Genomic DNA, 24,199 nt, shown 5'->3' on the forward strand with positions numbered 1-24,199 from the left:
GTCGGCGCGTCCCGAGTCAGCCGGCCTGCGGGACGGCGGCCACGCGCACCGGTGCGGCGCCTCGCGAGGCGGCCGGACGGCGGGCCAGGGAGTGCACGAACTCGCCGATCTCGTGCAGCGCGAGACGGGCCTCGGGCAGGAACGCGGCCATTTGGAAGACGTGCACCTGGCCGTCCCAGACCTGCAGCGTCGCCGGGACCCCGGCCGCGTGCAGCCGGTTGGCCATGAGCTCGGCGTCGGCCAGGACGACCTCGCGCGAGCCGACCTGCAGCAGCACCGGCGGCATGTCGTCCAGGCGCATGTCGACGGGCGAGAGCCGCGGAGCGGTGATCTTGAGCCGGGTGTCGACGTGGTCGGCCAGGTCGATCAGCCGGGCGATGGCCGCGGCCGAGAACGTGTGGCACGTGCGGGCGTTGGGGTGGGCGAGCTTGCGCGTGGGGTCGAGGTCGAGCAGCGGCGACAGGCCGACGACCCCGGCGGGGGTGCCCCACCCGGCGTCGATCGCGGCGCGGGCGACGCAGAACGCGAGGTAGCCGCCGGCCGAGTCGCCCACGAGGGTGACGTCCTCGGTGCGGACGCCCTGCTCGCGCAGCCAGCCGAGGGCGGCGACGCAGTGGGAGACGGAGTCGGCGATCGAGTGCCGGGGCATCTGGCCGTACGCGACGCTCAGCAGGGGCTGGCCGGTGCGGGTGGAGAGTCGCGACACGAGGCCGCGGTGCGTGGTGAGCCCGCAGGACAGGAAGCCGCCGCCGTGCAGGTACAGGACGACGCGTCCGCCGGGCTCGGCCGCCGGGACGTCGCGGCCGCGCACCCACTCGCCGTGGCACTCGGGCAGGTCGACGCGCTCGCTGACCGTGCCCTGGGGAACCGGGAGCAGCCGGGCACCGTGCTCGAGGACGTTGGGCGGGACGACGCGGAACGGGGTCAGCGCCCAGACGTCCAGGAGCGGACGGACGGTGGTGCGCAGGCCGAGTCCGAGCGCGCGCGAGCGCAGGCTGCGTCCGACCACCACCTCCGGCTCGGCGGCCACCTGCAGGTGGGCCGGGCGCGTGGCGGGACGGCGGGTGCGGCTGCGCATGACGTCCTCCTCGTGACGTGGGCCACGTCCGGGTCACGGTAGACCCGTCACGGGCCGGTCGCCCGTCGAACGGTGACATCGACCGTGTCGGGCGTCACATGAGAGGTCCGCGGGCGGGCCCGTGCCGGGCGTCCGCCCGTCCGGCCCCACACTGGGGCGGTGAACGTGCTGCTCGCCATGCTCGGGGTCGTCGGGGTCTCGCTGTCCGGGCCGATCATGGCCGCCACCGCCGCGCCGGCGATGGCCATCGCGTTCTGGCGGACGGCGCTGGCCACCGCGGCCCTCGGACCGTTCGCGCTCACCCGGAGCCGGGGCGAGCTGCGTGCCCTGGACGCCCGCGGGTGGCGCACGACCGCCTTCGCCGGGCTCATGCTCGCGCTGCACTTCGCCACCTGGATCACCGCGCTGACCCTCACGTCCGTCGCGGCGGCCACGGCGCTCGTCGCGACGCAGCTGGTCTGGGTCGTGCTGGTCGAGCGGCTGCGGGGCACGCCCGTCGCACGTCCGGTCGCGCTCGGCTCGGCGGTCGCGATCGCCGGCGTGCTCGTGGTGTCGGGCGTCGACTTCAGCGTCTCGCCCGAGGCGCTGCTCGGCGACCTCTGCGCGCTGCTCGGCGGCATGTTCGCCGCCCTCTACCTCGTGGCGGGGGAGTCGGTGCGCCGCTCGCTGTCGACCACCGCCTACACCTTCGTCTGCTACGGCATCTGCGCCGTCGCGCTGGCCGTCGCCTGCGCCGTCGGGCTCGTCCCGCTCGTCGGGTTCGACGCCGAGGACTGGCTGCTCATCGCCGCCGTGACCGTCGTGGCCCAGCTCGGCGGCCACTCGATCTTCAACCACCTGCTCGCGGTCATGAGCCCCACGGTGGTGTCGCTGTTCATCCTGCTCGAGGTGCCCGGCGCCGCCCTGCTCGCCGCGCTGCTGCTGGGCCAGACGCCGGCGTGGGGCGTCTACGTCGGGCTGGCGCTCATGCTCGCCGGCCTGGCCGTGGTCACGCTGGCCCGCCGGCCCGAGCCGGCCGAGGTGCCGCTCGCCGAGTGATGTGACCTGAGCCGCACGGCAGCGCCGGTTAACTGGCGGTAACCTGCCGGAGCACCGACCCCTCAGACAGCGGAGGCCCTCGTGGGACGCCTTGTGAGCACCGACGGACTGACCGACATCCAGCAGGAGATCCTCAAGACCGTCCGACAGTTCGTCGACAAGGAGATCATCCCGGTCGCGACCGAGCTGGAGCACAAGGACGAGTACCCGACCGAGATCGTCGAGGGGCTCAAGGAGCTCGGCATCTTCGGCCTCATGATCCCCGAGGAGTACGGGGGACTGGGCGAGTCGCTGCTGACCTACGCCCTCGTGGTCGAGGAGATCGCGCGCGGCTGGATGAGCGTCTCGGGCGTCATCAACACGCACTTCATCGTGGCCTACATGCTCAAGCAGCACGGCACCGAGGAGCAGAAGCAGAAGTACCTGCCCAAGATGGCCACGGGCGAGGTCCGCGGCGCCTTCTCGATGTCCGAGCCGTCGCTCGGCTCGGACGTCTCGGCGATCTCGACCAAGGCGACGAGGACCGACGACGGCTACGAGATCACCGGCCAGAAGATGTGGCTGACCAACGGTGGCTCGTCCAACCTCGTCGCGGTGCTGTGCAAGACCGACGAGGGCGCCGACTCGGTCTACAGGAACATGACGACGTTCCTGGTCGAGAAGGAGCCCGGCTTCGGCGAGACGGCTCAGGGCGTCACGGTGCCCGGCAAGATCGACAAGATGGGCTACAAGGGCATCGACACCACCGAGATGATCCTGGAGAAGCACCGGATCAGTGCCGACCAGGTGCTCGGCGGCGAGCCCGGCAAGGGCTTCTACCAGATGATGGACGGCGTCGAGGTCGGCCGCGTCAACGTCGGCGCCCGCGCCGTCGGCATCGCCAACCGCGCCTTCGAGCTCGGCATCGCGTACGCCCAGCAGCGCGAGACGTTCGGCAAGCCGATCGCCCAGCACCAGGCCATCCTGTTCCGCCTGGCCGAGATGGCCACCAAGGTCGAGGCCGCGCACACCATGGTCGTCCGGGCCGCGCGGCTCAAGGACGCCGGCGAGCGCATGGACGTCGAGGCCGGCATGGCCAAGATGCTCGCCTCGGAGTACTGCAACGAGGTCGTCGAGGCGTCGTTCCGGATCCACGGCGGCTACGGCTACTCCAAGGAGTACGAGATCGAGCGGCTGTACCGCGAGGCCGCGTTCATGCTCATCGGCGAGGGCACCTCGGACATCCAGAAGATGATCATCGGGCGCAACCTGCTCAAGCAGTACAAGGCCTGACGACCGTCCCGACGGCCCGGTGGAGCACACGCTCCGCCGGGCCGTCGTCGTCCGCCGGGTCTACGGTGGCGCCATGGCTGAGATCTTCTCCCTGCAGTTCCCGCAGTCGCTGGGCACGTTCGAGCACTACGCGGACGCCCAGAAGGCCGTCGACCACCTGGCCGACCACGACTTCCCGGTCGAGAACGTGCTGGTCGTCGGCACCGACCTGAAGCAGGTCGAGCGCATCACCGGTCGGCTCACCTGGGGCCGGGTCATCCTGGCCGGCATCGCGTCCGGCGTCTGGCTGGGCCTGTTCGTCGGCCTGCTGCTCGGTCTGTTCGCCGAGCCCGGCAGCTGGCTGGGCACCGTGGCCAGCGCGGCCGCCTTCGGCGCCGTGTTCGGCGCGGTCTGGGCGGCGATCGGCTACGCGTTCACCCGCGGTCGGCGCGACTTCAGCTCGGTGCAGCAGATCCGTCCCTCGCGCTACGAGGTGCTGGTCGAGCACAAGCACCTGCCGCAGGCCCAGCAGCTGCTCGGCCAGCTGCCCGGGTACCGCGCCACCGATCTCTGACCCGCGTGTGGGGTGGTCCACACGCACCGCGGGACGTCCGTGCGCCAGGATGACGAGGGCACACCCGCGAGCGTGAGGACATCCATGGGCAAGACGAACCCGGGCAACTTCTTCGAGGACTTCACCGTCGGCCAGGTGATCGAGCACGCCACGCCGCGCACGATCACCGAGGGCGACCGGGCGCTGTACGGCGCGCTGTACCCGACCCGGTTCGCGATCCCGTCGTCGGCGCCGTTCGCCGCGTCCGTGGGGCTCTCGCCCGCGCCGGTCGAGGAGCTGCTCGCCTTCCACGTCGCCTTCGGCAAGACCGTCCCGGACGTGTCGCTGAACGCGGTGGCGAACCTGGGCTACGCCGAGTGCCGCTTCCACCGCCCGGTCGTGCCCGGCGACACCCTCAGCACCCGCTCGGAGGTCATCGGCCTCAAGCAGAACAGCAACGGACGCACCGGCGTCGTCTACGTGCGCTCCACGGCCACGAACCAGCGCGGCGAGGTGGCGCTGGACTGGGTCCGCTGGGTCATGGTGCACAAGCGCGACCAGGACGCCCCGGCGCCCGAGACCGTCGTGCCCGACCTCGCGAAGGTCGTCGACCCGGCCGACCTCGTGCTGCCCGAGGGTCTCGACTTCTCCGGCTACGACGTCGCCGCCGCGGGTGAGCCGCACCGGCTCGGTGACTACGAGGTCGGCGAGAAGATCGACCACGTCGACGGCGTCACGCTCACCGACGCCGAGCACATGATGGCGACCCGGCTGTGGCAAAACACCGCCAAGGTCCACTTCGACGTCCAGGCCCGCCCCGACGGCCGGCGCCTGGTCTACGGCGGTCACGTCATCTCGCTGGCCCGCGCGCTGTCGTTCAACGGGCTGGCCAACGCCCAGCTCGTGGCCGCGATCAACGGTGGCTCGCACGCGGCCCCGGCCTACGCCGGCGACACGATCCACGCGTGGTCCGAGGTGCTCGACACCGCCGAGACGTCCGCGCCGGGCGTCGGCGCCCTGCGCCTGCGGCTGGTGGCGACCAAGGGGCGTGACGAGTCGATGACGCTGCGCGGCGACTCCGGCAAGTACGCCGAGGGCGTCCTGCTGGACCTCGACCTGTGGGCGCTGGTGCCGCGGTGAGCGCCGAGATCTGGCTCGTCCGCCACGGCGAGACCGAGTGGAGCTCGACCGGCAAGCACACGTCCGTGACCGACCTCGACCTCACCGACGAGGGCGTCGAGGTCGCCGGGGCGCTGCGTCCGGCGCTCGGCCTGGTCGATTTCGACCACGTGCACACCAGCCCGCGGCTGCGGGCGCGTCGCACGGCCGAGCTCGCCGGGTTCCCCGACGCGCAGGTCGACGACGACCTCGTCGAGTGGGCCTACGGCGACTACGAGGGCATCACGACGCCGCAGATCCGCGAGCGCGACCCGGGCTGGACGGTCTGGGACGGCGTCACGCCGAACGGCGAGACGCCCGCCGAAGTCGCCGCGCGGCTCGACCGGGTCGTCGAGCGCGCCGTGACCGAGGGCGGGCGCACGCTCGTGTTCGGGCACAGCCACGCGCTGCGCGTGCTGGCTGCCCGCTGGCTCGGCCTCACGCCGCAGCGGGGCCGTCACTTCTTCCTCAGCACCGCCACGATCTCGGTGCTGGGGGAGGACCGCGGCGAGCGCGTCGTCCGGCACTGGAACGTCTCGCCGGACCAGGCGCGCCCGGGCTCGCTAGCCTGAGTCCCGTGCGCATCGACCTCCACACGCATTCGGACCGCTCCGACGGCACGGACTCACCGACCGAGCTGGTCGAGAACGCGGCGCGGGCCGGCCTCGACGTGGTCGCGCTGACCGACCACGACGCGACCGTCGGGTGGGACGAGGCGCAGGCCGCCGCCGACCGCGTGGGCGTCCGGCTCGTGAAGGGCCTGGAGATCTCCACCCAGCTGCAGGGCAAGAGCGTCCACCTGCTCGGCTACGAGGTCGACCCCACGCACGGCCCGCTGCTGGCCGAGCTCCAGCGCGTCCTGGACGGGCGCGACAACCGGCTGCCGCTGATCCTGGAGCGGCTCGGTGCGCTGGGCATCGAGGTCACCGCCGAGGACGTCGCCCGCTGGTCGGGCAACGCCGCCGCGTCCGGACGTCCGCACGTCGCCGACGCGCTGGTCGAGAAGGGCGTCGTCGCCAACCGCGACGAGGCGTTCGACACGCTGCTCAAGCCCGGCCGCCCGGCGTACGTCGATCGCTACGCGGCCCCGCTGCACGAGGCCGTCCGTCTGGTGCGCGAGGCCGGCGGCGTCGCCGTCGTGGCCCACCCGTGGTCGCGCGGCTCCGACCGCGTCATGACCCCGGACGCCGTGGCCGAGCTCGCCGGCCTGGGCCTGGCCGGCCTCGAGGTCGACCACAACGACCACGACGAGGACCAGCGGGCCCGCCTGCGCGCCCTCGCCGCCGACCTCGACCTCGCTGTCACCGGGTCGAGCGACTACCACGGCACGGGCAAGATCGGCTTCCCGCTGGGCTGCCACACGACCGACCCCGAGCAGCTCGAGCGCCTGCTGCCCGGCGTGCTCGCGTGAGCGTCAGCGCGAACCAGCAGCGGCTGGTCATGAACCTGTGGCCGACCTACCGCTTCGCCGGCATCCGCATCGAGCGCATCGCGCCGGACTGGACCGCGGTGGACGTCCGGCTGCGCGTCCGCGGACTGGCCCGCAACGCCGTCGGCACCGCGTTCGGCGGCTCGCTGTTCGCGATGGGCGACCCGTTCCTCATGCTCATGGCGATGCGCCAGCTCGGCCCCGACTACGTCGTGTGGGACAAGCAGGCGTCGATCGACTTCGTGAAGCCCGGACGCGGCACGGTGCGCGGGCACTTCCGGCTCGGCGCCGACGACGTCGAGGCGATGCGCAAGGCGACGGCGGACGGCGACAAGCACCTGCCGTGGTTCGAGGACGTCCTGGTCGACGAGTCCGGCGAGGTCGTCGCGCGGCTGCGCCGCCAGCTGTACGTGCGCCGCAAGCGCTGACCCCCGCTGTCCCCGCCCGGGTGCACCCTGGAGGCATGGCCTACGACCTCCAGCTCGCCGAAAGGGTGCGCCAGCTCGTCTGCTTCGAGCCCGGCACGTCCGAGAAGGCGATGTTCGGCGGGCTCGCCTTCCTGGTGAACGGGCACATGGCGGTGGCGGTGAGCGGCCAGGGCGGGCTCATGCTGCGGGTACCGCCGGAGCACACCGACGAGGTGACGGTGCTGCCGCACGCCGGGCCGATGGTCATGAGCGGGCGGCCGACGCGCGGGTGGGTGCGGGTCGACGCCGCCGGCTGCGAGGACGACGCCGAGCTCGAGGCGTGGGTCGCGCGCGGGCTCGACCACGCCCGCAGCCTCCCGCCGAAAAAGTAGATCGGCCACGGCCCCGCGCCGACGTCTCTAGGGTGTGCCCGTGGGACGTGACGGTCTGATGCTGCGGATGACGATTCGAGCGCTGTGCTGGGGCGCGGCGCTCGGCGGTGCGGGAGGTCTGCTTCTCGGCGGCCTGATCCTCGCGGGCGGCGGCATCTCGGGCAGCCCGCTCGAGCGTCTCGGGGCCGTCGCATGGATCGGCGTCGTCGGCGCCGTGGCCGGCATCGTGGTCAGCGCACCGACGGGTCTCGTCCTGGGTCTGTGGATGCACGCGGCCCGCGGCGGGCACAGCGTGGTCGGGACCGCGATCGGAACGGCGAGCGTGACGCTGGCGGCGACGGTGCTGCTCTGGCTGCTGGGCTTCGGACCGTTCGGCATCCCCTACGCCGGGCTTGCGGCGCTGGTCGCGCTCGTCCCCATCGCCCTGACGGTTCGGGCCGAGAAGCGCCGCGCCACCGTCAGCCCGTGACGCCGAACTGCTCGACCTTGATCGCGTCCGCGCGCATGCCGGACTCCTGCAGCAGCCGCGTCGCGTAGGTCGCGAAGCCGGGGGAGCCGCACACGTACGCGACCTCCGCCTTCTCCACGAGCGGCGCGACCTCGTCCGGGTACGGCGGGGACGCCACGCGGTCGCCGAGGTTCTCGCGGGTGAGCGCGGTGAACGCGCCGTACCGGCGCAGCTCGGCGAAGTAGGGCAGCTGGCTGCCGGTGCGTCCGACGGCGACGACGTTCAGCCGGTCGTCCTGCCCCGTGCGGCGGGCGTACCGCTGCATCGACACGAACGGGACGACGCCGGTGCCGCCGCCGACGCAGATGGCCCGCTGCTCGCCCTCCCAGACGAAGTAGCCGCCGATGGGTCCGCGCAGCTCCAGGACGTCACCGATCTCGGCCACGTCGTGCAGGTGGCCGGACACCTCGCCGCCGGGCATGAGCTCGACCGCGAGCTCGAGCAACGGGTCGTCCGGGTCGGACGCGACCGAGTACGAGCGCTGGGCGGTGTAGTCGTCGGGCGCGCGCAGCCGCACGACGTAGTGCTGGCCGGGCAGGTGCCCGACGCGGTCCTCGACGTGCAGACGGAGCCGGACCAGCCGCTCGCTGGGCTGGTCCTTCTCGATGATGCGGCCGGTCGTCCAGCCGCCGGTGGGCGGAGTGCTCACGGGTCTCCCTGGTAGCGCTGCTCGAGCCACGGGTCGCCGCGGTCGTGGTAGCCGTTGCGCTCCCAGAAGCCGGGCTGGTCGCGGGCCATCAGCTCCAGCCGGGTGACCCACTTGGCCGACTTCCAGAAGTACAGGTGCGGGACGACGAGGCGAGCGGGACCGCCGTGGTCGGGCGTGAGCGGCTTGCCGTCGGCCTCCCAGGCCACCCACGCCTTGCCGCCGGTGACGTCCTCGAGCGGCAGGTTGGTGGTGTAGCCGGTGGTCGAGTGGGCCATGACGTACGCGGCCTCGGGCAGCGGGCCGGCGGCCTCGAGCAGGGTGTCGACGCTGACGCCGGCGAAGGTCATGTCCAGGCGCGACCAGGTGGTGACGCAGTGGATGTCGCCGAGGTAGGTCGACTGCGGCAGCGCGTGCGCCTCGTCCCACGACCACGTGGTCGGGCGCTCGACGAGGCCGTCGACGGCGATCGTCCAGGCCTGGGGGTCCAGGTGCGGGGTGACCTCGGCGGTGAGCGTCGGCCACGAGGTGCCGGCGTCGTACTGGCCGGGGGGCAGGCGGTCGGGCCGCTCGGGGCGGCGCCGTCCGATGAAGCCTCGGGTCACGGGCATGGGGCCAGCCTAGGACCGCTCCGGGTCCGGCTCACCGCAGCCCCGCGCCGCCGCGATGTGTGACGTCCCGCACGTCCGATCACGCCCGACCCCGTCCGACTCGACACAGTTCGCGGCGGAGCGGGGCTCGGGTGAGGGACGGTCAGTGGTCGGCGAGGAAGGGGAGCCAGGCGGCGGCGAGCGCGTCGGGGTTCTCGATCGCGGGGGAGTGGGCGCTGTCGGGGACGACGTGCACCTGCGTGCCGTAGCGCCGGGCCATCTCGTCCTGGACGTCGAAGGGCCACGCGTCGTCGTCGGCGCCGCGCGCCACGAACACCGGCAGGCCGGACTTCTGCGCCGCCTCGACCAGGTCGGGCGCCTCGAGCAGGTGCACGGTCATGGCGCGCAGCGAGGCCACCGCGTTGGAGACGAACTTGCGCCGGGTGAACTCCTCGACGTCCGCGGGCTGCTCGTCGCGTCCGCGCGCGGCCTGCAGCTGGCCGTAGACCTCCTCGAGCGAGTCGCGGTCGAGCACCTCGACCAGGTGCGACAGCGGACGCTGCGGGTCCTCGCCGAGCGCGCCGGGGCCGGTGCACAGGAGCGACAGCGAGCGCCACGCCTCGGGCTGGGCCGCGGCCGCGGTCTGGGCGACGAGCCCGCCGAAGGAGTGGCCGAGCAGGTGGACCGGGCCGGCGCCGGCCGACGCGGCCACCGCGACGGCGTCCTCGGCGAACCCGGCCAGCGTGTAGTCGTCCTCGGGCAGGCCGGTGGTCTCGAGCTGGCCGCGCTGGTCGTAGGCCGTGGCGCTGTACCCGGCGGCGCGCAGCAGCGGCAGCAGCGGCGCGAAGTCCTCCTTGCTGCCGGTCCAGCCGGGCACCAGGACGACGTGGGCGCGGGGGACGTCCTCGGGCTCGGTGGCGAGCGCCGCGAACGTGCCGCGGTCGGTGGCCAGGGTGACCGGGACGACGTGCTCGGGCAGGCGGAGCGTGCGCGGCGTGCTCATCGGCCCCGCCTCGCCGCGCGGGCCACCAGCGGCGCCGGCGCGTGCCGGGCCAGCGCGCCCAGCACCTTGTAGCGCAGCGACGGCACCGAGACCGGCTTGCCCTTGTCGAGGTCGTCCAGCGACGCGCGGACGACCTGGGGCGCCTTGAGCCACATCCAGCGCGGCACCGTGCTGACGTCCGCGCCCATGCGCTGGTGGAACTCGGTGCGCACGAACCCGGGGCACACGGCGGTGACCTGCAGGCCGGCGTCGGCGTACTGCCAGCTCATCCAGCGGGTGAGGTTGAGCAGCCACGCCTTGTGGGCGGAGTAGGCGCCGCGCGGGGTCCAGGCGGCGACGCTGCAGACGTTGAGGATCTGGCCGCCGCCGCGTCCGGTCATCGCCTTGATCGCGGCGTCGCTCAGGTGCATCGGCGCACGGACGAGCAGGTCGAGCTGGCGGTCCTCGTCGGCGACGTCGGTGGTGCCGAACCAGCCGGCCAGCGACGCGCCGGCGTTGTTGACCAGCAGGTCGACGGGCCGGGCGTTGGAGCGGACCAGGCCGGCGGCGAGGTCGATGCCCTCGGACGTGGCGAGGTCGGCCGCCTGGACGTCCACGTCGACGCGGTGGTCGCGGCGGATCTCGGCGGCGAGGGCGTCCAGCCGGGCCTGGTCGCGCGAGACGAGCACGAGGTCGTAGCCCCGACGGGCCAGCTCGAGGGCGTACGCGCGGCCGAGGCCGGCCGTGGGACCGGTGACGAGGGCACGGGGCATGCGCTCAGCATGCCACGGCGAGACACCCCCGCGGCGGGACCCGGCGGTGGCATGCTGAGGCCATGACGACGACGCTCGCCGTGGCCAACCAGAAGGGCGGCGTCGGCAAGACCACGACCGTCGCCTCGCTGGGCATCGCGCTCGTCGAGCGGGGGCTGCGGGTGCTGCTGGTCGATCTCGACCCCCAGGGCGGCCTCACGTTCTCGCTGGGCATCGACCCCGAGGACGTCGAGCTGACCGCGGGCGACGTCATGCTCGGCCGCCACCGGGTCACCGAGGCGCTGGTCGTCACCGACGAGGGCGTCCACCTGCTGCCCTCGAGCATCGCCCTGACCCGCGCGGAGGAGCAGCTGGTCGGACGCACGGGACGCGAGCGCCGGCTCTCGGTCGCGCTCGACGCCGTCGCGGCCGACTACGACTGGATCCTCGTCGACTGCCCGCCGACCCTCGGCGTGCTGACCGTCGGGGCCCTGGCCGCCGCCGACGAGGTGATCGTGCCGCTGCAGTGCGAGACGCTGTCGCACCGCGGCGTCGGGCAGCTGCTCGACACCATCCACGACGTCCAGCAGCTGCTGAACCCCCGGCTGCGCGTGCTCGGCGTCCTGCCCACCGCCTACGACGGACGCACGCGGCACGCTCGCGCGGTGCTGGAGACGATCGGCGAGACCTACGGGCTGGACGTGCTGGAGCCGGCGATCCCGAAGTCCGTGCGGTTCGCCGAGGCCCCGGCGATCGGCCGCTCGGTGCTGGGCACCTCGCCCCGGCACAAGGGCGCCGAGGCCTACCGGGCGGTGGCCGCGCGGCTCGTCGACCGCACGCCCGCGCCGGCCGTCGTCTGACCTGACGCAGCGAGCCCCCGGACCGCGTGGTCCGGGGGCTCGCTCACGTGCGGGGTGCTACTCGGCGGGAGTGCTCTCGCCGGAGGGCTGCTGGCCGCCCTCGACCGCGGCACCGCTGCGGGTGCGGCGGCGACGACGACGTCGTGCGCTCGTGCTGGTGCCCTCGCCGGCCGGCTGGTCGCCGGCCTCGGCGCGCTCGGTCCGGGGAGCGTCGGTGCGCTCGCCCTGCGGACGTCCGCCGCCGGAGCGGCCGCGGCCACCGTCACGACCACCGTTGCCGCCGCGACCGCCGGAGCGTCCGCCCCGGTCGCCATCGGTCTTGGGCTTCGGCTCCCGCGGGGGAGCCGGCTTGAGCCGGCCCTTGGTGCCCGCCGGGATGCCCTGGTCGTGGAACAGGTGCTCGGACGTGGAGTAGGTCTCCTGCGGCTCGTCGAACGGCAGGTCCAGCTCCTTGTTGATCAGCTTCCAGCGCTGGAGGTCGGCCCAGTCGACGAAGGTGATCGCGATGCCCGTGGCGCCCGCGCGGCCGGTGCGGCCGATGCGGTGCACGTACGTCTTGTGGTCCTCGGGGCACGTGTAGTTGATGACGTGCGTGACGTCGGCGACGTCGATGCCGCGCGCGGCCACGTCGGTCGCGACGAGGATGTCGACTCCGCCGTCGCGGAACTTCGTCAGCGCCTTCTCGCGAGCCCCCTGCGCCATGTCGCCGTGCAGCGGCGAGCACGGGAAGCCGCGCTCGGCCAGGTCGTCGGCGACGCGCTGGGCGGAGCGCTTCGTGCGGGTGAAGATGATGACCTTGCCGACGTTCTCGGCCTGCAGGATGCGGGCGACGACCTCGGGCTTGTCCATCTCGTGCGCCTGGTAGACGAACTGCGCCGTCGCGGGGACCGTCTGGTTCTCCTCGGTCGACTCCGCGCGGATGTTCATCGGGTGACGCATGTGCTTGCGGGCCAGCGAGACGATCGCGCCCGGCATCGTGGCCGAGAACAGCAGCGTCTGGCGCAGCTCGGGGGTCTTGGCCAGGATCGACTCGACGTCGGGCAGGAAGCCCAGGTCGAGCATCTCGTCGGCCTCGTCCAGCACGATCGACTTCACGTGCGACAGGTCGAGGTGACCGCGGTTGGCCAGGTCGAGCACGCGGCCGGGGGTGCCGACGACGATCTCGACGCCCTTCTCCAGGGCCTCGAGCTGCGGCTCGTACGGCACGCCGCCGTAGATGACCAGGTTGCGGGTGCCGCGCTTGGCGGAGGCGGTCTCGACGTCGCGGAAGACCTGGATGGTCAGCTCGCGCGTGGGCGTGATGATGAGCGCCTGCGGCTTGCCGGGGGCGGCGAGCTGCTCGAAGTCGGGGTCGTGCGGGGCGACGGTGCGCTGGATGACGGGGATCGCGAAGGCGAAGGTCTTGCCGGTGCCGGTACGGGCCTGGCCGATGAGGTCGGTGCCCATGAGGGCCACCGAGAGGGTCATCTCCTGGATGGGGAAGGGCTTCTCGATGCCCTTCTCGGCGAGCGCGTCGGCGATCTCGGGCAGGACGCCCAGGTCTCGGAACGTGGTGATGGCTCTACTCGAATTCTTGAGGAGTTCAGGATGTGTCTGAGGCCATGGTACGCGCGGAGGCCGGAAAACCGGGCCTCGACGCCCCGGACGGGTGCGCTCGGACACGTCCGCGGGCACCGGCCTCGGTAGGCTGCGGCCATGGCTCTCTCCAAGCGTGACGCGTCCGGACGAGGCTCGGCGCTGGACGACCCGACGTACCGCAGCGGGGTCGTCGAGCTGCTCAGCCTGCTGGCCTACGGCGAGATCAGCGCCGTCGAGCAGCTCGCCCTGGACGGCGGCATGGCGCCGGACCTGCGCAGCCGGGTCGAGGTCGCCGCGCTCGCCGCCGCCGAGTTCGACCACTTCCAGCAGCTGCGCGACCGCCTGGTCGAGATGGGCGTCGACCCGTACGAGTCGATGAAGCCGTTCGAGGCGATCTTCCAGCGCTACCACGCCAAGACGAAGCCGTCGGACTACTACGAGAGCCTGCTGAAGGCGTACGTCGGCGACGGCCTGGCCTCGGACTTCTACCGCGAGGTGGCGGCGTTCCTGGAGACGTCCACCCGCGACCTGGTGGTCGCGACGCTCAGCGGCACCGCGCACTCGCAGTTCGTCGTCGACACCGTGCGCGCCGGCATCGAGCAGGACCCGAAGATCGCCGGCCGCCTCGCGCTGTGGTCGCGCCGGCTCATGGGCGAGGCGCTCAGCCAGGCCCAGACCGTCGTGGCCGAGCGGGACGCGCTGTCGGCGGTGCTTGTCGGCGGCGTCGACGTGCCGGGCATGGACCTGGCCGCGATCGGCCGCATGTTCGCGCGCATCACCGAGGCGCACACCAAGCGCATGGAGCGCCTTGGCCTCGCGGCCTAGGACGTCGCAGACGCAGCGAGCCTGCCGGGAGCGGTGCTCCCAGCAGGCTCGTGCTGCGTCGTGACCGGGCCGGGGCCCGGTTCAGCGGCTTAGGCGTTCAGGCCGGCGGCGAAGCCGACCTTGGGGCGTCCGGCCTCGGACGTGAAGTACAGGTAGGCGACCTTGTCGGCCGGCACGGCCACGGTGTGGCCCTTGGGATCGGTCAGCGAGAACACCTTGGAGTCGGCGATCGCCGTCTCCAGGAGGCTCAGCAGCGCCTCGGGGGTCTCCTCGGTCTCGACGGACAGCTCACGGGCGGCGTTCTGGACGCCGATCTTGACCTCCACGGTCATTCCTCTCCTCGGTCTGAGTTCTCGGGGTCGCGCGGGAATCCGCCGATTCCTCGCCAGGCGAGACCGGCGGCCAGCTCGACGGCCTGCTCCTTGCTGAGCTCCGAGCGCGTGTCGAGCCACGTGCGGGCTCCCACGTGCCCCATGCCCACCAGGCTGACAGCCAGCTGGTGAGCGGCGGCGCCGGGCAGGCCGGTGTCCTCGCGGATCACCTCGGCGATGGCCGCCGCGGAGTCCTCGATGACGCCGTCGACGAGCCGGCGCACGGCCGGGTCGTTGGTCAGGTCCGACTCGAACACGAGCCGGAAGGCCGCGCCCTGGTCGGCGACGTAGTCGTACCAGAGCGCCATGGTGGCCTGGACGCGCTTGCGGTTGTCGGTCGTGGACGCCAGCGCGATGCGCACGCCCTGCACGACCTCGGCGCACGAGGTCTCCAGCAGCGCCAGGTACAGCTCGAGCTTGCCGGGGAAGTGCTGGTAGAGCACGGGCTTGCTCACGCCGGCGCGGTCGGCGATCTCGTCCATGGACGCGGCGTGGTAGCCCTGCTCGACGAACACCCCGAGCGCGACCTCGAGCAGCTGGGCGCGCCGCTCCGTGCGCGGCATCCGGCCCGAGCGCGGGCGGGTCGAGGTGGTCTCAGTCACGACGCGATCCTATCGGCCAGGCCCGGGGCGTCCGGTCCGCGGGCGGCGAGTCGCGGCGACGCCTCAGCCACGGACGTGCGGCGCGACCTCCGCGGCCACGAGCTCGAGTTGGTCGAGGTCGGCCAGGTCGAGCACCTGCAGGTACGCGCGGGTGCTGCCCAGCTCGGCGTAGGCCCGCAGCTTCTCGACGACCTCCTCGGGCGTGCCGGCCAGGCCGTTCTCGCGCAGCTCGCCGACCTCGCGACCGATCGCGGCGGCGCGACGGGCGATCTCGGCCTCGTCCGAGCCGACGCACAGCACCAGGGCGCTGGAGCGGACGAGCTCGCCCGGGTCACGGCCGATCTCCTCGCAGGCGCGCTCGGTGCGCTCGAACATGACCCGGTTGGCCTCCAGGGACCCGAACGGGACGTTGATCTCGGCGGCGTAACGGGCGGCCAGGGCCGGGGTGCGGCGCTTGCCGTGGCCGCCGATCAGCACCGGCGGGCCGGGGCGCTGGGCCGGCTTGGGCAGCGCGGGGGAGTGGATGAGCGTGTAGTGCTCGCCCGCGTGGCTGAACGTCTCGCCCTCGGGCGTGCCCCACAGGCCGGTGAGGATCGCCAGCTGCTCCTCGAGCCGGTCGAAGCGCTCCTTGGTCTCGGGGAACGGGATGCCGTAGGCGGTGTGCTCCTCGGCGAACCAGCCGGCGCCCAGGCCTAGCTCCACGCGTCCGCCGCTCATCCGGTCGACCTGGGCCACGGCGATCGCCAGCGGCCCGGGCAGGCGGAACGTCGCGGACGTCATGAGCGTGCCGAGCCGGATGGTGCTCGTCTCGCGGGCCAGCGCGGCCAGGGTGATCCAGGCGTCCGACGGACCGGGCAGGCCGTCGCCGCCCATCGTCAGGAAGTGGTCGGAGCGGAAGAAGGCATCGAAGCCCAGGCGCTCGGCGGCCTGGGCGACGGCCAGCAGGTCCTCGTGGTCGGCGCCCTGCTGGGGCTCGGTGAAGATGCGCAGGTCCATGCCCGGAGTCTCCCAGGCCCAGCATCCGGACGCCGGACGAGCCGCCGGGGCGCCGCGGGAAGAATGGGCGGGAGCCGGGCGTTGGGCCTGGCAAGCACCGCACCCGATCCCGAGGAGATGCCGTGGTCGCCCCCCTGGTGGAACCCGCCGACGAGCTGACGATCGACGAGGTCCGTCGTTACAGCCGTCACCTGATCATCCCGGACGTCGGCATGACCGGCCAGAAGCGGCTGAAGAACGCCAAGGTGCTGGTCATCGGCGCCGGCGGCCTCGGCAGCCCCGCGCTGCTCTACCTCGCCGCGGCCGGCGTCGGCACGCTCGGCATCGTCGACGACGACGTCGTGGACGAGTCGAACCTGCAGCGCCAGGTCATCCACGGCCAGAGCGACATCGACAAGCCCAAGGCGGTCAGCGCCGCGGAGTCGGTCGCCGAGGTCAACCCGTACGTGAACGTCATCGTGCACAACGAGCGGCTCGACAACGACAACGTGCTGGAGATCTTCTCCGGCTACGATCTGATCCTCGACGGCACCGACAACTTCGCGACCCGCTACATGGTCAACGACGCCGCCGTCATCCTGGGCAAGCCGTACGTGTGGGGCTCGATCTACCGCTTCGAGGGCCAGGCGTCGGTGTTCTGGGCCGAGCACGGACCGCAGTACCGCGACCTCTACCCGGAGGCCCCGCCGCCGGGCATGGTGCCCTCGTGCGCCGAGGGTGGCGTGCTGGGCGTCCTGTGCGCCTCGATCGGCTCGATCATGGTCACCGAGGCGATCAAGCTCATCACCGGCATCGGCGACCCGCTGATCGGCCGTCTGATGGTCTACGACGCGCTCGAGATGCGGTACACGACGCTCAAGATCCGCAAGGACCCGAACGGCGTCCTGCCCACCGAGCTCATCGACTACGAGGCGTTCTGCGGCGCGATCAGCGACGAGGCCGCCGAGGCCGCCGCCGACTCGACCATCTCGGTCACGACGCTCGACGGCTGGCTCAAGGAGCGCGAGGACGGTGCCCGCGACTTCGTCCTGGTCGACGTCCGCGAGCCCAACGAGTACGAGATCAACAAGATCCCTGGCTCGGTGCTCATCCCCAAGAACGAGATCATCAGCGGCCGCGCGTTCGAGCAGCTGCCGCAGGACAAGCAGGTCGTCCTGCACTGCAAGTCCGGCGTCCGCTCGGCCGAGGCCCTGGCCGTGCTCAAGGGCGCCGGCTACTCCGACGCCGTGCACGTCGGCGGCGGCGTGGTCGCCTGGGTCAACCAGGTCGACCCCTCGCAGCCCAGCTACTGAGCGTCCGTCCCGAGGGCGGTCTCCCCGTGGGGAGGCCGCCCTCTGGCATGCTCGCGGCGTGGACGAGCGGTTCGTGGAGCGGGTGCTGGCGCTGGTCGAGCGCATCCCCGCCGGACGCGTGATGAGCTACGGCGCGATCGCCGAGGCGCTGCAGGACGGCTACGGGCCGCGCTACGTCGGACGCGTGATGTCGACGACCGGCGCGTCGGTGCCGTGGTGGCGGGTCGTGCGCGCCGACGGCACGCCCGCGGACTGCCACGACGGCGAGGCCGCGCGGCTGCTGCTGGCCGACGACACCCCCATGCGCCCGGACCTGCGCCGGGTCGACATGCGCACCGCCGCGTGGTCACCCGAGCCCTGATCCTCCGTCCTCGCTGGGAGTGACGTTCTGCACGCCCGGCGCGGCGTGTCGCGTGCAGAACGTCACTCCCAGCGACGAGGGGCGGGTTCCGGCCCGGGTGTCGGTGCGGTCTGCTGGGATAGGGGCATGCCCGAGTCGTACGTCCTGTGCCGCCGCGCCGCCGAGCCGGTGCGCGTGCCCGTGCTCGACGAGCAGCAGCGGGCCGTGGTCGAGCACCGGGGCGGGCCGCTGCGCGTGCTCGCCGGTCCGGGTGCGGGCAAGACGACGACCCTGGTCGAGCTGGTCGTCGACCGGGTCGAGAGGGGCGAGCTGACGCCCGACGAGGTGCTGGTGCTGACGTTCAGCCGCCAGGCCGCCGAGGAGATCCGCGGCCGCATCGCCCGCCGGCTCTCGCGCACGGTGTCGACGACGCCGGCGATGACCTTCCACTCGTTCTGCTACGCCTTCGTCCGCGCGCACCAGGGGGCCGACGACTTCGTCTCGCCCATGCGCCTGCTCAGCGCGCCCGAGCAGGACACGATGCTGCGCGACCTGGTCACCGGCGGCGCCGCCGAGCGCTGGCCGGCGCGGCTGCGTCCGGCCCTGCGCACGCGCGGGTTCGCCAGCGAGCTGCACCGGCTCATGGCGGCCACCCAGACGCTCGACATGGACCCCGAGCAGCTGGCCGACGTGGCCCGGGCGGCCGGACGCGACGACTGGTACGCCGCGGCGCACCTCATGCGCGAGTACGCCGACGTCTCCGCGCTGCGCAACACCACCGACTACGGCGGCATCGTCCACCAGGCCGTGCAGCTGCTGCGCGACCCGCGGGTGCGCGAGCAGGCCCGCCGCCGGCACCGGCTGGTCGTCGTCGACGAGTACCAGGACACCGACCCGCTCCAGGTCGCGCTGCTGCGCGAGCTGGCCGGCGACGGTCGCGACCTGGTGGTCGTCGGCGACCCGTACCAGTCCATCTACGGCTTCCGCGGCGCCGACGTGCAGGGCATCCTCGACTTCCCCGAGCAGCTGGCCACGCCGGCCGGCCCCGCGCCGACGATCGTCCTGCGGCACACGAACCGCTACGGCGCGGCCATCGCCGCCGCGGTCCGGTCGGTCGTCGACAGCCGGGGCGCCCTGGGCCCGGTCGACGGACGCGACTACGCCGCCCTGCGCGACCAGGTGTCGCGGGTCGACGACCCCGGCGTGGTCGAGGTCGAGACCTACACGACGCCCGCGGCCGAGGCCGAGCACATCGCGCTGCGCCTGCGCGAGGCCCACCTGAAGGCCGAGGTGCCGTGGCGCGACATGGCCGTGCTCGTGCGCACCAGCCGCGACATCGCCCGGCTCCGGCGGGCGCTCACCACCGCGGGCGTCCCGGTCGACGTGGCTGGCGACGAGCTGCCGCTGTACCAGGAGCCGTCGGTGCGCACGCTGCTCGGCGCGCTCGACCTCGCGGTCGAGGTCGCCGGCGGACGACCGCTGTCGGCCGACGACGCCGAGGCCGTGCTCACCAGCCCGCTCGGCGGGCTCGACGACCCGGCCCTGCGCCGGCTGGGTCGGGCGCTGCGCCAGCGCGAGGCGGCCGAGGGACGCGAGCTGCGACCCGCGCGCGTCCTGGTCGCCGAGCTGCTGCACGCCCCCGCCGGGCTGGCCCTCGACGCGCCGCACACCCCGACCGGCCAGGCCGCGGCCGCCGTCGAGCGGGTCGCCCGCCTGCTGCAGCGCGCCGCCGCGCAGATCGAGTCCGGCGAGCCGGCCGAGCAGGTGCTCTGGACGCTGTGGGACGGCACCGACTGGCCGCGCCGGCTGCGTGACGAGGCTGAGGCGGGCGGCGAGGGTGCCGCCCGCGCGCACCGCGACCTCGACGCGCTCGTCGCGCTGTTCGACGAGGCGGCCCGCGCCCAGGAGGAGTTCGCCAAGGACTCGCTCGGCGAGATCGTCAGCCGCATCAAGGACCAGCAGATCCCGGCCGGCGCCGGCGCGCGTCCGGGCCGTGACTCGGGCGCGGTGCGGCTCATGACCGCCCACCGCTCGAAGGGCCTGGAGTGGGCGTACGTCGTCGTCGCGGGCGTCCAGGACGGCGTGTGGCCCGACCTGCGCTTCCGTGGCAGCTTCCTGCAGTCCGAGCGGCTCGGCGCCGAGGGCCTGGTCGAGCCGCCGAGCGCCCGCGCCCGGCTGGCCGAGGAGCGCCGGCTGTTCTACGTCGCCTGCAGCCGCGCGCGCCGGCACCTCGTCGTCACCGCGACGCAGAGCGGACACGAGGACGGCGACCAGCCGTCCCGCTTCGTCACCGAGCTGGCCGAGCACGTGGCCGCGTCCGCCGGTGCCCACGCGCGTCCGGCGGCGCTCGACCTCGTGCCCCGGCCGCGTCCGCGCCGCGCACTGTCGCTGCGGGGCGTCGTCGCCGAGCTGCGCCGCCTGGGCGAGACCACCGACGACGACCATGTGCGCGCCCAGGTGGCCGACCAGCTCGCTCGGCTGGCGGCCCACCCGTCCGCGCGCGGTGCGAACCCCGAGCGCTGGTGGGGCCTGCGCGAGCGCACCGACACCGGACGTCCGGTGCACGACCCCGAGCGGCCGATCCGGCTGTCCGGCAGCTCGGTCAGCACGCTCACCGAGTGCTCGCTGCGCTGGTTCCTCGAGCACGAGGCCAAGGCCGGCGCGGGCACGTCCTCGGCGCAGGGCTTCGGCTCGCTGGTCCACGCGCTGGCCGCCGACGTCGTGCGGCGCGACCGCGACGACGACGCCGCGTCGCTGGCCGCCGAGCTCGACGGCGTCTGGCACCAGCTGGAGTTCAACGCCCCCTGGATCGAGGCACGCGAGCGCGAGGCCGCGGTCGAGGCGATCGGCCGCTTCGTGCGCTGGCACCGCGAGCACGGCCGCACGCCGCTCGCCGTCGAGCACCCCTTCGAGGTCACGCTCACCGTCGAGGGCCGCGAGGTCGTCCTGCGCGGCTCCATGGACCGGGTCGAGCTCGACGACGCCGGCGGCGTGCACGTCATCGACCTCAAGACGTCCAAGAACGCGCCCAGCGCCCGCGAGGTCGGCGAGCACGCGCAGCTGGGCTTCTACCAGCTGGCCGTCGAGCACGGCGCCACCGAGGAGCTCGCTCCCGGCGCCCCGCCGGCCGGTGCCGAGCTCGTCCAGCTGCGCAACGACGAGACCAAGGTGCCCGGCTACCCGAAGGTGCAGCCGCAGGACGCGCCCCGGCCCGACGAGCCGTTCTTCGCCGTCGAGCAGCTCGCCCACGCGGTGCGCACCATCGGCGACGAGACCTGGGAGGCCACGCCCTCGGACAAGGCGTGCGGCTACTGCGCCTTCCACCGTGTGTGCCCGACCAAGGACGCCGGCCAGACGATCCTCGGAGGTGGCGAGTGAGCGAGCGCAGCACGAGCGAGCGCGTGACCGTCCTGCACGACCTGGACGACCTCGACCGGCTGTTCGGCGAGATGAGCGGCATCGAGGGGTTCCGCTTCTCCGACGAGCAGCGTGCGGCGATCACTGCCCCGCTCGACACCGCCAGCGTCATCATCGCCGGCGCAGGCTCGGGCAAGACGACGGTCATGGCCGCGCGCGTCGTGTGGCTGGTCGGCCACCACGGGGTGGCGCCCGAGCGCATCCTCGGCCTCACGTTCACCAACAAGGCGGCGGCCGAGCTCGGGCTGCGCATCCGCCGCTCGCTGCAGGCGCTGGGGGAGCGGCAGGCCATCGGCGACGGCGAGCCCACCACCGCGACCTACCACGCGTTCGCCGGCACGCTCATCGCCGAGCACGGGCTCAACCTGGGCGTCGAGCCCGACCTGCGGGTCGTGTCGGACGCCTCGCGGTTCCAGCGGGCGGCCATGGCGGTGCGCACCTTCGAGCGCCCGCTGCAGCACGTCGGCACCCACCTGCCCACGCTGGTGGGCGAGCTGCTGGCCCTCGACGGGCAGATCGCCGAGCACCTCACCAGCCCCGAGGCGGTCCGCGAGCACGCCCGCGGGCTCGTCGCGCTGGCCGAGGCGCAGGGCAACAAGCCGGCGGTGCTGCGCAACGCGGCCGAGACCGCCCGCAAACGCGCCGAGCTGACCGAGCTGGTCGACCAGTACCGCGAGCTCAAGCGGGTCGACGGCGTCATGGACTTCTCCGACCAGATGTACTTCGGGGCAGCGCTCGCCCAGGACGAGCACGTCGCCGCGGCGCTGCGCGACCGGTTCGACGTCGTCCTGCTCGACGAGTACCAGGACACGTCGGTCGCCCAGCGCGACCTGCTCAAGGGCCTGTTCGCCGGCCTGTGCGTCACCGCCGTCGGCGACCCGGCCCAGGGCATCTACGGCTGGCGCGGCGCGGCGGCCAACAACCTGCTGGAGTTCCTCGACGACTTCCCGGTGCCCGGACGCCCGGGGGCGCGGCTGTCGCTGTCCGAGACCCGGCGCTGCCCGACCGGGGTCATCGACCTGGCCAACAGCGTCGTGCAGCCGTTCTACGCGACCACCGGCGAGGTCACCCCGCTGCGGTCGGCCCGCTCGGACGCCGGCCGCATCACCGTGGCGCTGCACGAGACCGTCGCCGACGAGGTCGCCGCCGTGGTCGAGGGTGTCCAGCAGGCCCACGAGGCGGGCACGGCGCTGCGCGAGATCGCCGTGCTGGTGCGCGTCGGCGCCGAGAACGAGGCCATCGTCGCCGCCCTGCGCCGGGCCGGCGTCCCGTTCGAGATCGTCGGCCTCACCGGCCTGCTCAGCCAGCCCGAGGTGGCCGACCTGCTCTCGGTGCTCGAGGTGCTCGAGGACGTCACCGCCAACCCGGCGACCATGCGCCTGCTCGACGGTCCGCGCTGGGCGGTCGGCCCACGCGACCTGGCGCTGCTCGGCCGCCGGGCGGCCATGCTCACCCGCGGCGCCGGCCGGCCGGGCGACGCCGCGACGCTCGAGGACGAGCTGGCCCGCGCGGTCGAGGGCTCCGACCCCACCGAGGTCGTCTCGCTCGCGGACGCCGTCGACGACCCGGGCGACCTCGGGTACTCGCCCGAGGCGCTCGAGCGCTTCCGTGACCTGTCGAGCCTGCTGACCTACCTGCGCAAGCACGTCGGCGAGCCGCTCGTCGACCTGGCCCGCCGCGCGATGGTGGCGCTCGACCTCGACCTCGAGCTCGAGTCCGGCGACCACCCGGCGGCGATGGACAACGTCGCCCTGCTCATGGACGCGATCGCCGCCTACGCCGAGACCGACCGGTTCGCCTCGCTCACCGGCCTGCTGGCCTACCTGCGCGCCGAGGACGAGTACAACGACGGCATGGAGGTCTCCACGCCGTCGGAGGCCGAGTCGGTCAAGCTGCTCACCGCCCACAAGGCCAAGGGCCTGGAGTGGGACGTCGTCTTCGTCCCGATGATGTCGGCCTCCGTGTTCCCGTCCGGCAAGGGTCGCGAACGCTGGATCGGATCGGCCAAGACGCTGCCCGCCGAGCTGCGCGGCGACCACGCGTCGGTGCCCGACATCGACGACTGGACGCCCACGGCCGAGCGCGAGTTCAAGGCCGCGGTCAAGGAGGACTCGCTCATGGAGGAGCGGCGCCTGGCCTACGTCGCGTTCACCCGGGCCAAGCAGGAGCTGCACGTCAGCGGGCACTGGTGGGGACGCACGCAGGCCAAGCCGCGCGGTCCGTCGCCGTTCCTGGAGGCCACCCGCGACTGGGTCGTGGCCAACGGCGGCGAGCCGTCGGTCTGGGCCGCGAAGCCCGAGGACGACGCGCCGAACCCGCACCTGGACGAGCGCGTCGGGCTCGCCTGGCCGGCTCCCGGTCCGCGCCTGGAGCGCCGCCGGGTGCTGGCCGACGCGGTGCGCGAGCGGCTCGCGGCCGGCGACGACGCCGAGCCGGTCGAGGTCGACGGACGCGTGGCCGAGCTGGCCGACGAGATCGCCCTGCTGCTGGCCGAGGCCGAGCAGGTCGAGGCCGGACGCAACGTGGTCGAGCTGCCCGAGACGCTGTCGGCCACCGCCACCATGGCCCTCCACTCCGACCCGCAGCGGTACGCCGCCGCCCTCGCGCGCCCGATGCCGCGGCGGCCCTCGTCCGCCGCGCGCTACGGCACGCGCTTCCACGCGTGGGTCGAGGCGCGGTTCGACCAGCAGGCGCTGCTCGACCCCGAGGACCTGCCCGGCCAGGCGCAGGAGGACATCGTCGACGACGCCGACCTCGAGGCGCTCATGAAGGCGTTCGCCGACGGTCCGTACGGCGAGCGACGCCCGTACGCGATCGAGGCGCCGTTCTCGATCGTCCTGGGCGGCCAGCAGGTCATCGGGCGCATCGACGCCGTCTACGAGACGACGCTGGACGACGGCGGTCCCGGGTTCGAGGTCGTCGACTGGAAGACCAACGCCGCCCAGACCGCCGACCCGCTGCAGCTGGCCATCTACCGGCTGGCGTGGGCCGAGCTGCAGGGCGTCGACCCGAGCCGGGTGAGCGCCGCGTTCGTCTACGTCCGGCTCGGCACCACCGACCGGCCGGCGTCGCTGCCGGGCCGTGACGAGCTCGAGCGCCTCCTCGGGTGGACCGACTGACCTGCGGCTAGCGTG

The 24,199-nt window shown here is 73.4% G+C and carries 24 protein-coding genes; 15 read left to right on the top strand and 9 right to left on the bottom strand.

The window, feature by feature from the left end:
* Positions 1-16 precede the first annotated feature (16 nt).
* On the bottom strand, positions 17-1,078 hold the full coding sequence (locus E0W78_RS09105; RefSeq protein WP_131403555.1) for an alpha/beta hydrolase fold domain-containing protein: 1,062 nt from the start codon (positions 1,076-1,078) through the stop codon (positions 17-19).
* A gap of 159 nt (positions 1,079-1,237) precedes the next feature.
* Here E0W78_RS09105 and E0W78_RS09110 point away from each other — a divergent pair, with 159 nt between their 5' ends.
* The 9 genes from E0W78_RS09110 to E0W78_RS09150 all read left to right on the top strand — a co-directional run bounded on the left by E0W78_RS09110 (position 1,238) and on the right by E0W78_RS09150 (position 7,775).
* Positions 1,238-2,116: a DMT family transporter gene (locus tag E0W78_RS09110; protein ID WP_207392697.1), complete on the top strand. Its 879-nt coding sequence runs from the start codon at positions 1,238-1,240 to the stop codon at positions 2,114-2,116.
* A gap of 81 nt (positions 2,117-2,197) precedes the next feature.
* Positions 2,198-3,388, top strand: a complete 1,191-nt coding sequence (locus E0W78_RS09115; RefSeq protein ID WP_131403557.1) for an acyl-CoA dehydrogenase family protein — start codon at positions 2,198-2,200, stop codon at positions 3,386-3,388.
* 73 nt (positions 3,389-3,461) lie between these two features.
* Positions 3,462-3,941 carry a general stress protein gene (locus tag E0W78_RS09120; protein ID WP_131403559.1) on the top strand — a complete coding sequence of 160 codons (480 nt, stop codon included), beginning with the start codon at positions 3,462-3,464 and terminating at the stop codon, positions 3,939-3,941.
* Between the two features lie 84 nt (positions 3,942-4,025).
* A complete protein-coding gene (locus tag E0W78_RS09125) occupies positions 4,026-5,060 on the top strand; it encodes a MaoC family dehydratase (RefSeq protein WP_131403560.1) in 1,035 nt (344 codons plus the stop codon).
* Positions 5,057-5,650, top strand: a complete 594-nt coding sequence (locus E0W78_RS09130) for a histidine phosphatase family protein (protein ID WP_207392698.1) — start codon at positions 5,057-5,059, stop codon at positions 5,648-5,650. The genes E0W78_RS09125 and E0W78_RS09130 overlap by 4 nt, the downstream gene beginning before the upstream one ends.
* 5 nt (positions 5,651-5,655) lie before the next feature.
* Positions 5,656-6,489, top strand: coding sequence for a PHP domain-containing protein (locus tag E0W78_RS09135; protein WP_131403563.1), 834 nt, complete (start codon positions 5,656-5,658; stop codon positions 6,487-6,489).
* A complete protein-coding gene (locus tag E0W78_RS09140; protein ID WP_242686289.1) occupies positions 6,486-6,935 on the top strand; it encodes a DUF4442 domain-containing protein in 450 nt (149 codons plus the stop codon). Before E0W78_RS09135 ends, E0W78_RS09140 begins: the two co-directional genes overlap by 4 nt.
* Before the next feature lie 35 nt (positions 6,936-6,970).
* Positions 6,971-7,306 (top strand): TfoX/Sxy family protein, encoded by a 336-nt coding sequence (locus tag E0W78_RS09145; RefSeq protein ID WP_131403565.1) that lies wholly within the window; start codon positions 6,971-6,973, stop codon positions 7,304-7,306.
* 58 nt (positions 7,307-7,364) lie between these two features.
* A complete protein-coding gene (locus E0W78_RS09150; protein ID WP_131403566.1) occupies positions 7,365-7,775 on the top strand; it encodes a hypothetical protein in 411 nt (136 codons plus the stop codon).
* On the opposite strand, the gene E0W78_RS09155 is transcribed toward E0W78_RS09150, so the two are convergent.
* The 4 genes from E0W78_RS09155 to E0W78_RS09170 form a co-directional block, all read right to left on the bottom strand.
* The gene (locus E0W78_RS09155; protein WP_242686290.1) at positions 7,765-8,463 is read right to left on the bottom strand and encodes an FAD-binding oxidoreductase; all 699 of its coding nucleotides are present in this window, start codon (positions 8,461-8,463) and stop codon (positions 7,765-7,767) included. The genes E0W78_RS09150 and E0W78_RS09155 overlap by 11 nt on opposite strands.
* Entirely contained in the window at positions 8,460-9,071 is a 612-nt protein-coding gene (locus E0W78_RS09160; RefSeq protein WP_131403568.1) for a sulfite oxidase-like oxidoreductase, read from the bottom strand. Before E0W78_RS09160 ends, E0W78_RS09155 begins: the two co-directional genes overlap by 4 nt.
* Before the next feature lie 142 nt (positions 9,072-9,213).
* On the bottom strand, positions 9,214-10,053 hold the full coding sequence (locus tag E0W78_RS09165; protein WP_131403569.1) for an alpha/beta hydrolase: 840 nt from the start codon (positions 10,051-10,053) through the stop codon (positions 9,214-9,216).
* Positions 10,050-10,805 (bottom strand): SDR family NAD(P)-dependent oxidoreductase, encoded by a 756-nt coding sequence (locus E0W78_RS09170; protein WP_131403571.1) that lies wholly within the window; start codon positions 10,803-10,805, stop codon positions 10,050-10,052. Before E0W78_RS09170 ends, E0W78_RS09165 begins: the two co-directional genes overlap by 4 nt.
* Positions 10,806-10,867: 62 nt before the next feature.
* Here E0W78_RS09170 and E0W78_RS09175 point away from each other — a divergent pair, with 62 nt between their 5' ends.
* Positions 10,868-11,644 (top strand): ParA family protein, encoded by a 777-nt coding sequence (locus E0W78_RS09175; protein ID WP_131403573.1) that lies wholly within the window; start codon positions 10,868-10,870, stop codon positions 11,642-11,644.
* Positions 11,645-11,701: 57 nt separating this feature from the next.
* Here the strand turns inward: E0W78_RS09175 and E0W78_RS09180 are convergent, their stop codons facing one another.
* Positions 11,702-13,111 carry a DEAD/DEAH box helicase gene (locus E0W78_RS09180; RefSeq protein ID WP_131403574.1) on the bottom strand — a complete coding sequence of 470 codons (1,410 nt, stop codon included), beginning with the start codon at positions 13,109-13,111 and terminating at the stop codon, positions 11,702-11,704.
* Positions 13,112-13,339: 228 nt separating this feature from the next.
* Here E0W78_RS09180 and E0W78_RS09190 point away from each other — a divergent pair, with 228 nt between their 5' ends.
* Positions 13,340-14,047 (top strand): ferritin-like fold-containing protein, encoded by a 708-nt coding sequence (locus E0W78_RS09190; RefSeq protein ID WP_131403577.1) that lies wholly within the window; start codon positions 13,340-13,342, stop codon positions 14,045-14,047.
* 89 nt (positions 14,048-14,136) lie between these two features.
* Here E0W78_RS09190 and E0W78_RS09195 read toward each other — a convergent pair whose 3' ends face one another.
* The 3 genes from E0W78_RS09195 to E0W78_RS09205 all read right to left on the bottom strand — a co-directional run bounded on the left by E0W78_RS09195 (position 14,137) and on the right by E0W78_RS09205 (position 16,016).
* The gene (locus tag E0W78_RS09195; protein ID WP_019145053.1) at positions 14,137-14,379 is read right to left on the bottom strand and encodes a DUF3107 domain-containing protein; all 243 of its coding nucleotides are present in this window, start codon (positions 14,377-14,379) and stop codon (positions 14,137-14,139) included.
* Complete coding sequence (locus tag E0W78_RS09200) at positions 14,376-15,020, bottom strand: TetR/AcrR family transcriptional regulator (RefSeq protein WP_242686291.1); 645 nt, start codon at positions 15,018-15,020, stop codon at positions 14,376-14,378. Before E0W78_RS09200 ends, E0W78_RS09195 begins: the two co-directional genes overlap by 4 nt.
* A 63-nt stretch (positions 15,021-15,083) precedes the next feature.
* Positions 15,084-16,016: an LLM class F420-dependent oxidoreductase gene (locus E0W78_RS09205; protein ID WP_131403579.1), complete on the bottom strand. Its 933-nt coding sequence runs from the start codon at positions 16,014-16,016 to the stop codon at positions 15,084-15,086.
* 134 nt (positions 16,017-16,150) lie between these two features.
* Here E0W78_RS09205 and moeZ point away from each other — a divergent pair, with 134 nt between their 5' ends.
* The 4 genes from moeZ (at position 16,151) to E0W78_RS09225 (ending at position 24,184) form a co-directional block, all read left to right on the top strand.
* Positions 16,151-17,308: an adenylyltransferase/sulfurtransferase MoeZ gene (moeZ, locus tag E0W78_RS09210; protein ID WP_347559437.1), complete on the top strand. Its 1,158-nt coding sequence runs from the start codon at positions 16,151-16,153 to the stop codon at positions 17,306-17,308.
* Between the two features lie 58 nt (positions 17,309-17,366).
* Positions 17,367-17,669 (top strand): MGMT family protein, encoded by a 303-nt coding sequence (locus E0W78_RS09215; protein WP_131403581.1) that lies wholly within the window; start codon positions 17,367-17,369, stop codon positions 17,667-17,669.
* A 126-nt stretch (positions 17,670-17,795) separates the two neighbouring features.
* Positions 17,796-21,026 (top strand): ATP-dependent DNA helicase, encoded by a 3,231-nt coding sequence (locus E0W78_RS09220; protein WP_131403583.1) that lies wholly within the window; start codon positions 17,796-17,798, stop codon positions 21,024-21,026.
* Positions 21,023-24,184: an ATP-dependent DNA helicase gene (locus E0W78_RS09225; protein WP_242686292.1), complete on the top strand. Its 3,162-nt coding sequence runs from the start codon at positions 21,023-21,025 to the stop codon at positions 24,182-24,184. The genes E0W78_RS09220 and E0W78_RS09225 overlap by 4 nt, the downstream gene beginning before the upstream one ends.
* Positions 24,185-24,199 lie beyond the last annotated feature (15 nt).

Origin of the sequence: Aeromicrobium sp. IC_218 (assembly GCF_004336805.1) — a bacterium.
GTDB lineage: Bacteria > Actinomycetota > Actinomycetes > Propionibacteriales > Nocardioidaceae > Aeromicrobium.

Coding starts and splice junctions, on each gene's coding strand:
- E0W78_RS09105 (WP_131403555.1), bottom strand. CDS start 1,078: ATGCGCAGCCGCACCCGCCGTCCCGCCACGCGCCCGGCCCACCTGCAG.
- E0W78_RS09120 (WP_131403559.1), top strand. CDS start 3,462: ATGGCTGAGATCTTCTCCCTGCAGTTCCCGCAGTCGCTGGGCACGTTC.
- E0W78_RS09125 (WP_131403560.1), top strand. CDS start 4,026: ATGGGCAAGACGAACCCGGGCAACTTCTTCGAGGACTTCACCGTCGGC.
- E0W78_RS09145 (WP_131403565.1), top strand. CDS start 6,971: ATGGCCTACGACCTCCAGCTCGCCGAAAGGGTGCGCCAGCTCGTCTGC.
- E0W78_RS09150 (WP_131403566.1), top strand. CDS start 7,365: ATGCTGCGGATGACGATTCGAGCGCTGTGCTGGGGCGCGGCGCTCGGC.
- E0W78_RS09160 (WP_131403568.1), bottom strand. CDS start 9,071: ATGCCCGTGACCCGAGGCTTCATCGGACGGCGCCGCCCCGAGCGGCCC.
- E0W78_RS09165 (WP_131403569.1), bottom strand. CDS start 10,053: ATGAGCACGCCGCGCACGCTCCGCCTGCCCGAGCACGTCGTCCCGGTC.
- E0W78_RS09170 (WP_131403571.1), bottom strand. CDS start 10,805: ATGCCCCGTGCCCTCGTCACCGGTCCCACGGCCGGCCTCGGCCGCGCG.
- E0W78_RS09175 (WP_131403573.1), top strand. CDS start 10,868: ATGACGACGACGCTCGCCGTGGCCAACCAGAAGGGCGGCGTCGGCAAG.
- E0W78_RS09180 (WP_131403574.1), bottom strand. CDS start 13,111: ATGACCCTCTCGGTGGCCCTCATGGGCACCGACCTCATCGGCCAGGCC.
- E0W78_RS09190 (WP_131403577.1), top strand. CDS start 13,340: ATGGCTCTCTCCAAGCGTGACGCGTCCGGACGAGGCTCGGCGCTGGAC.
- E0W78_RS09195 (WP_019145053.1), bottom strand. CDS start 14,379: ATGACCGTGGAGGTCAAGATCGGCGTCCAGAACGCCGCCCGTGAGCTG.
- E0W78_RS09205 (WP_131403579.1), bottom strand. CDS start 16,016: ATGGACCTGCGCATCTTCACCGAGCCCCAGCAGGGCGCCGACCACGAG.
- E0W78_RS09220 (WP_131403583.1), top strand. CDS start 17,796: ATGCCCGAGTCGTACGTCCTGTGCCGCCGCGCCGCCGAGCCGGTGCGC.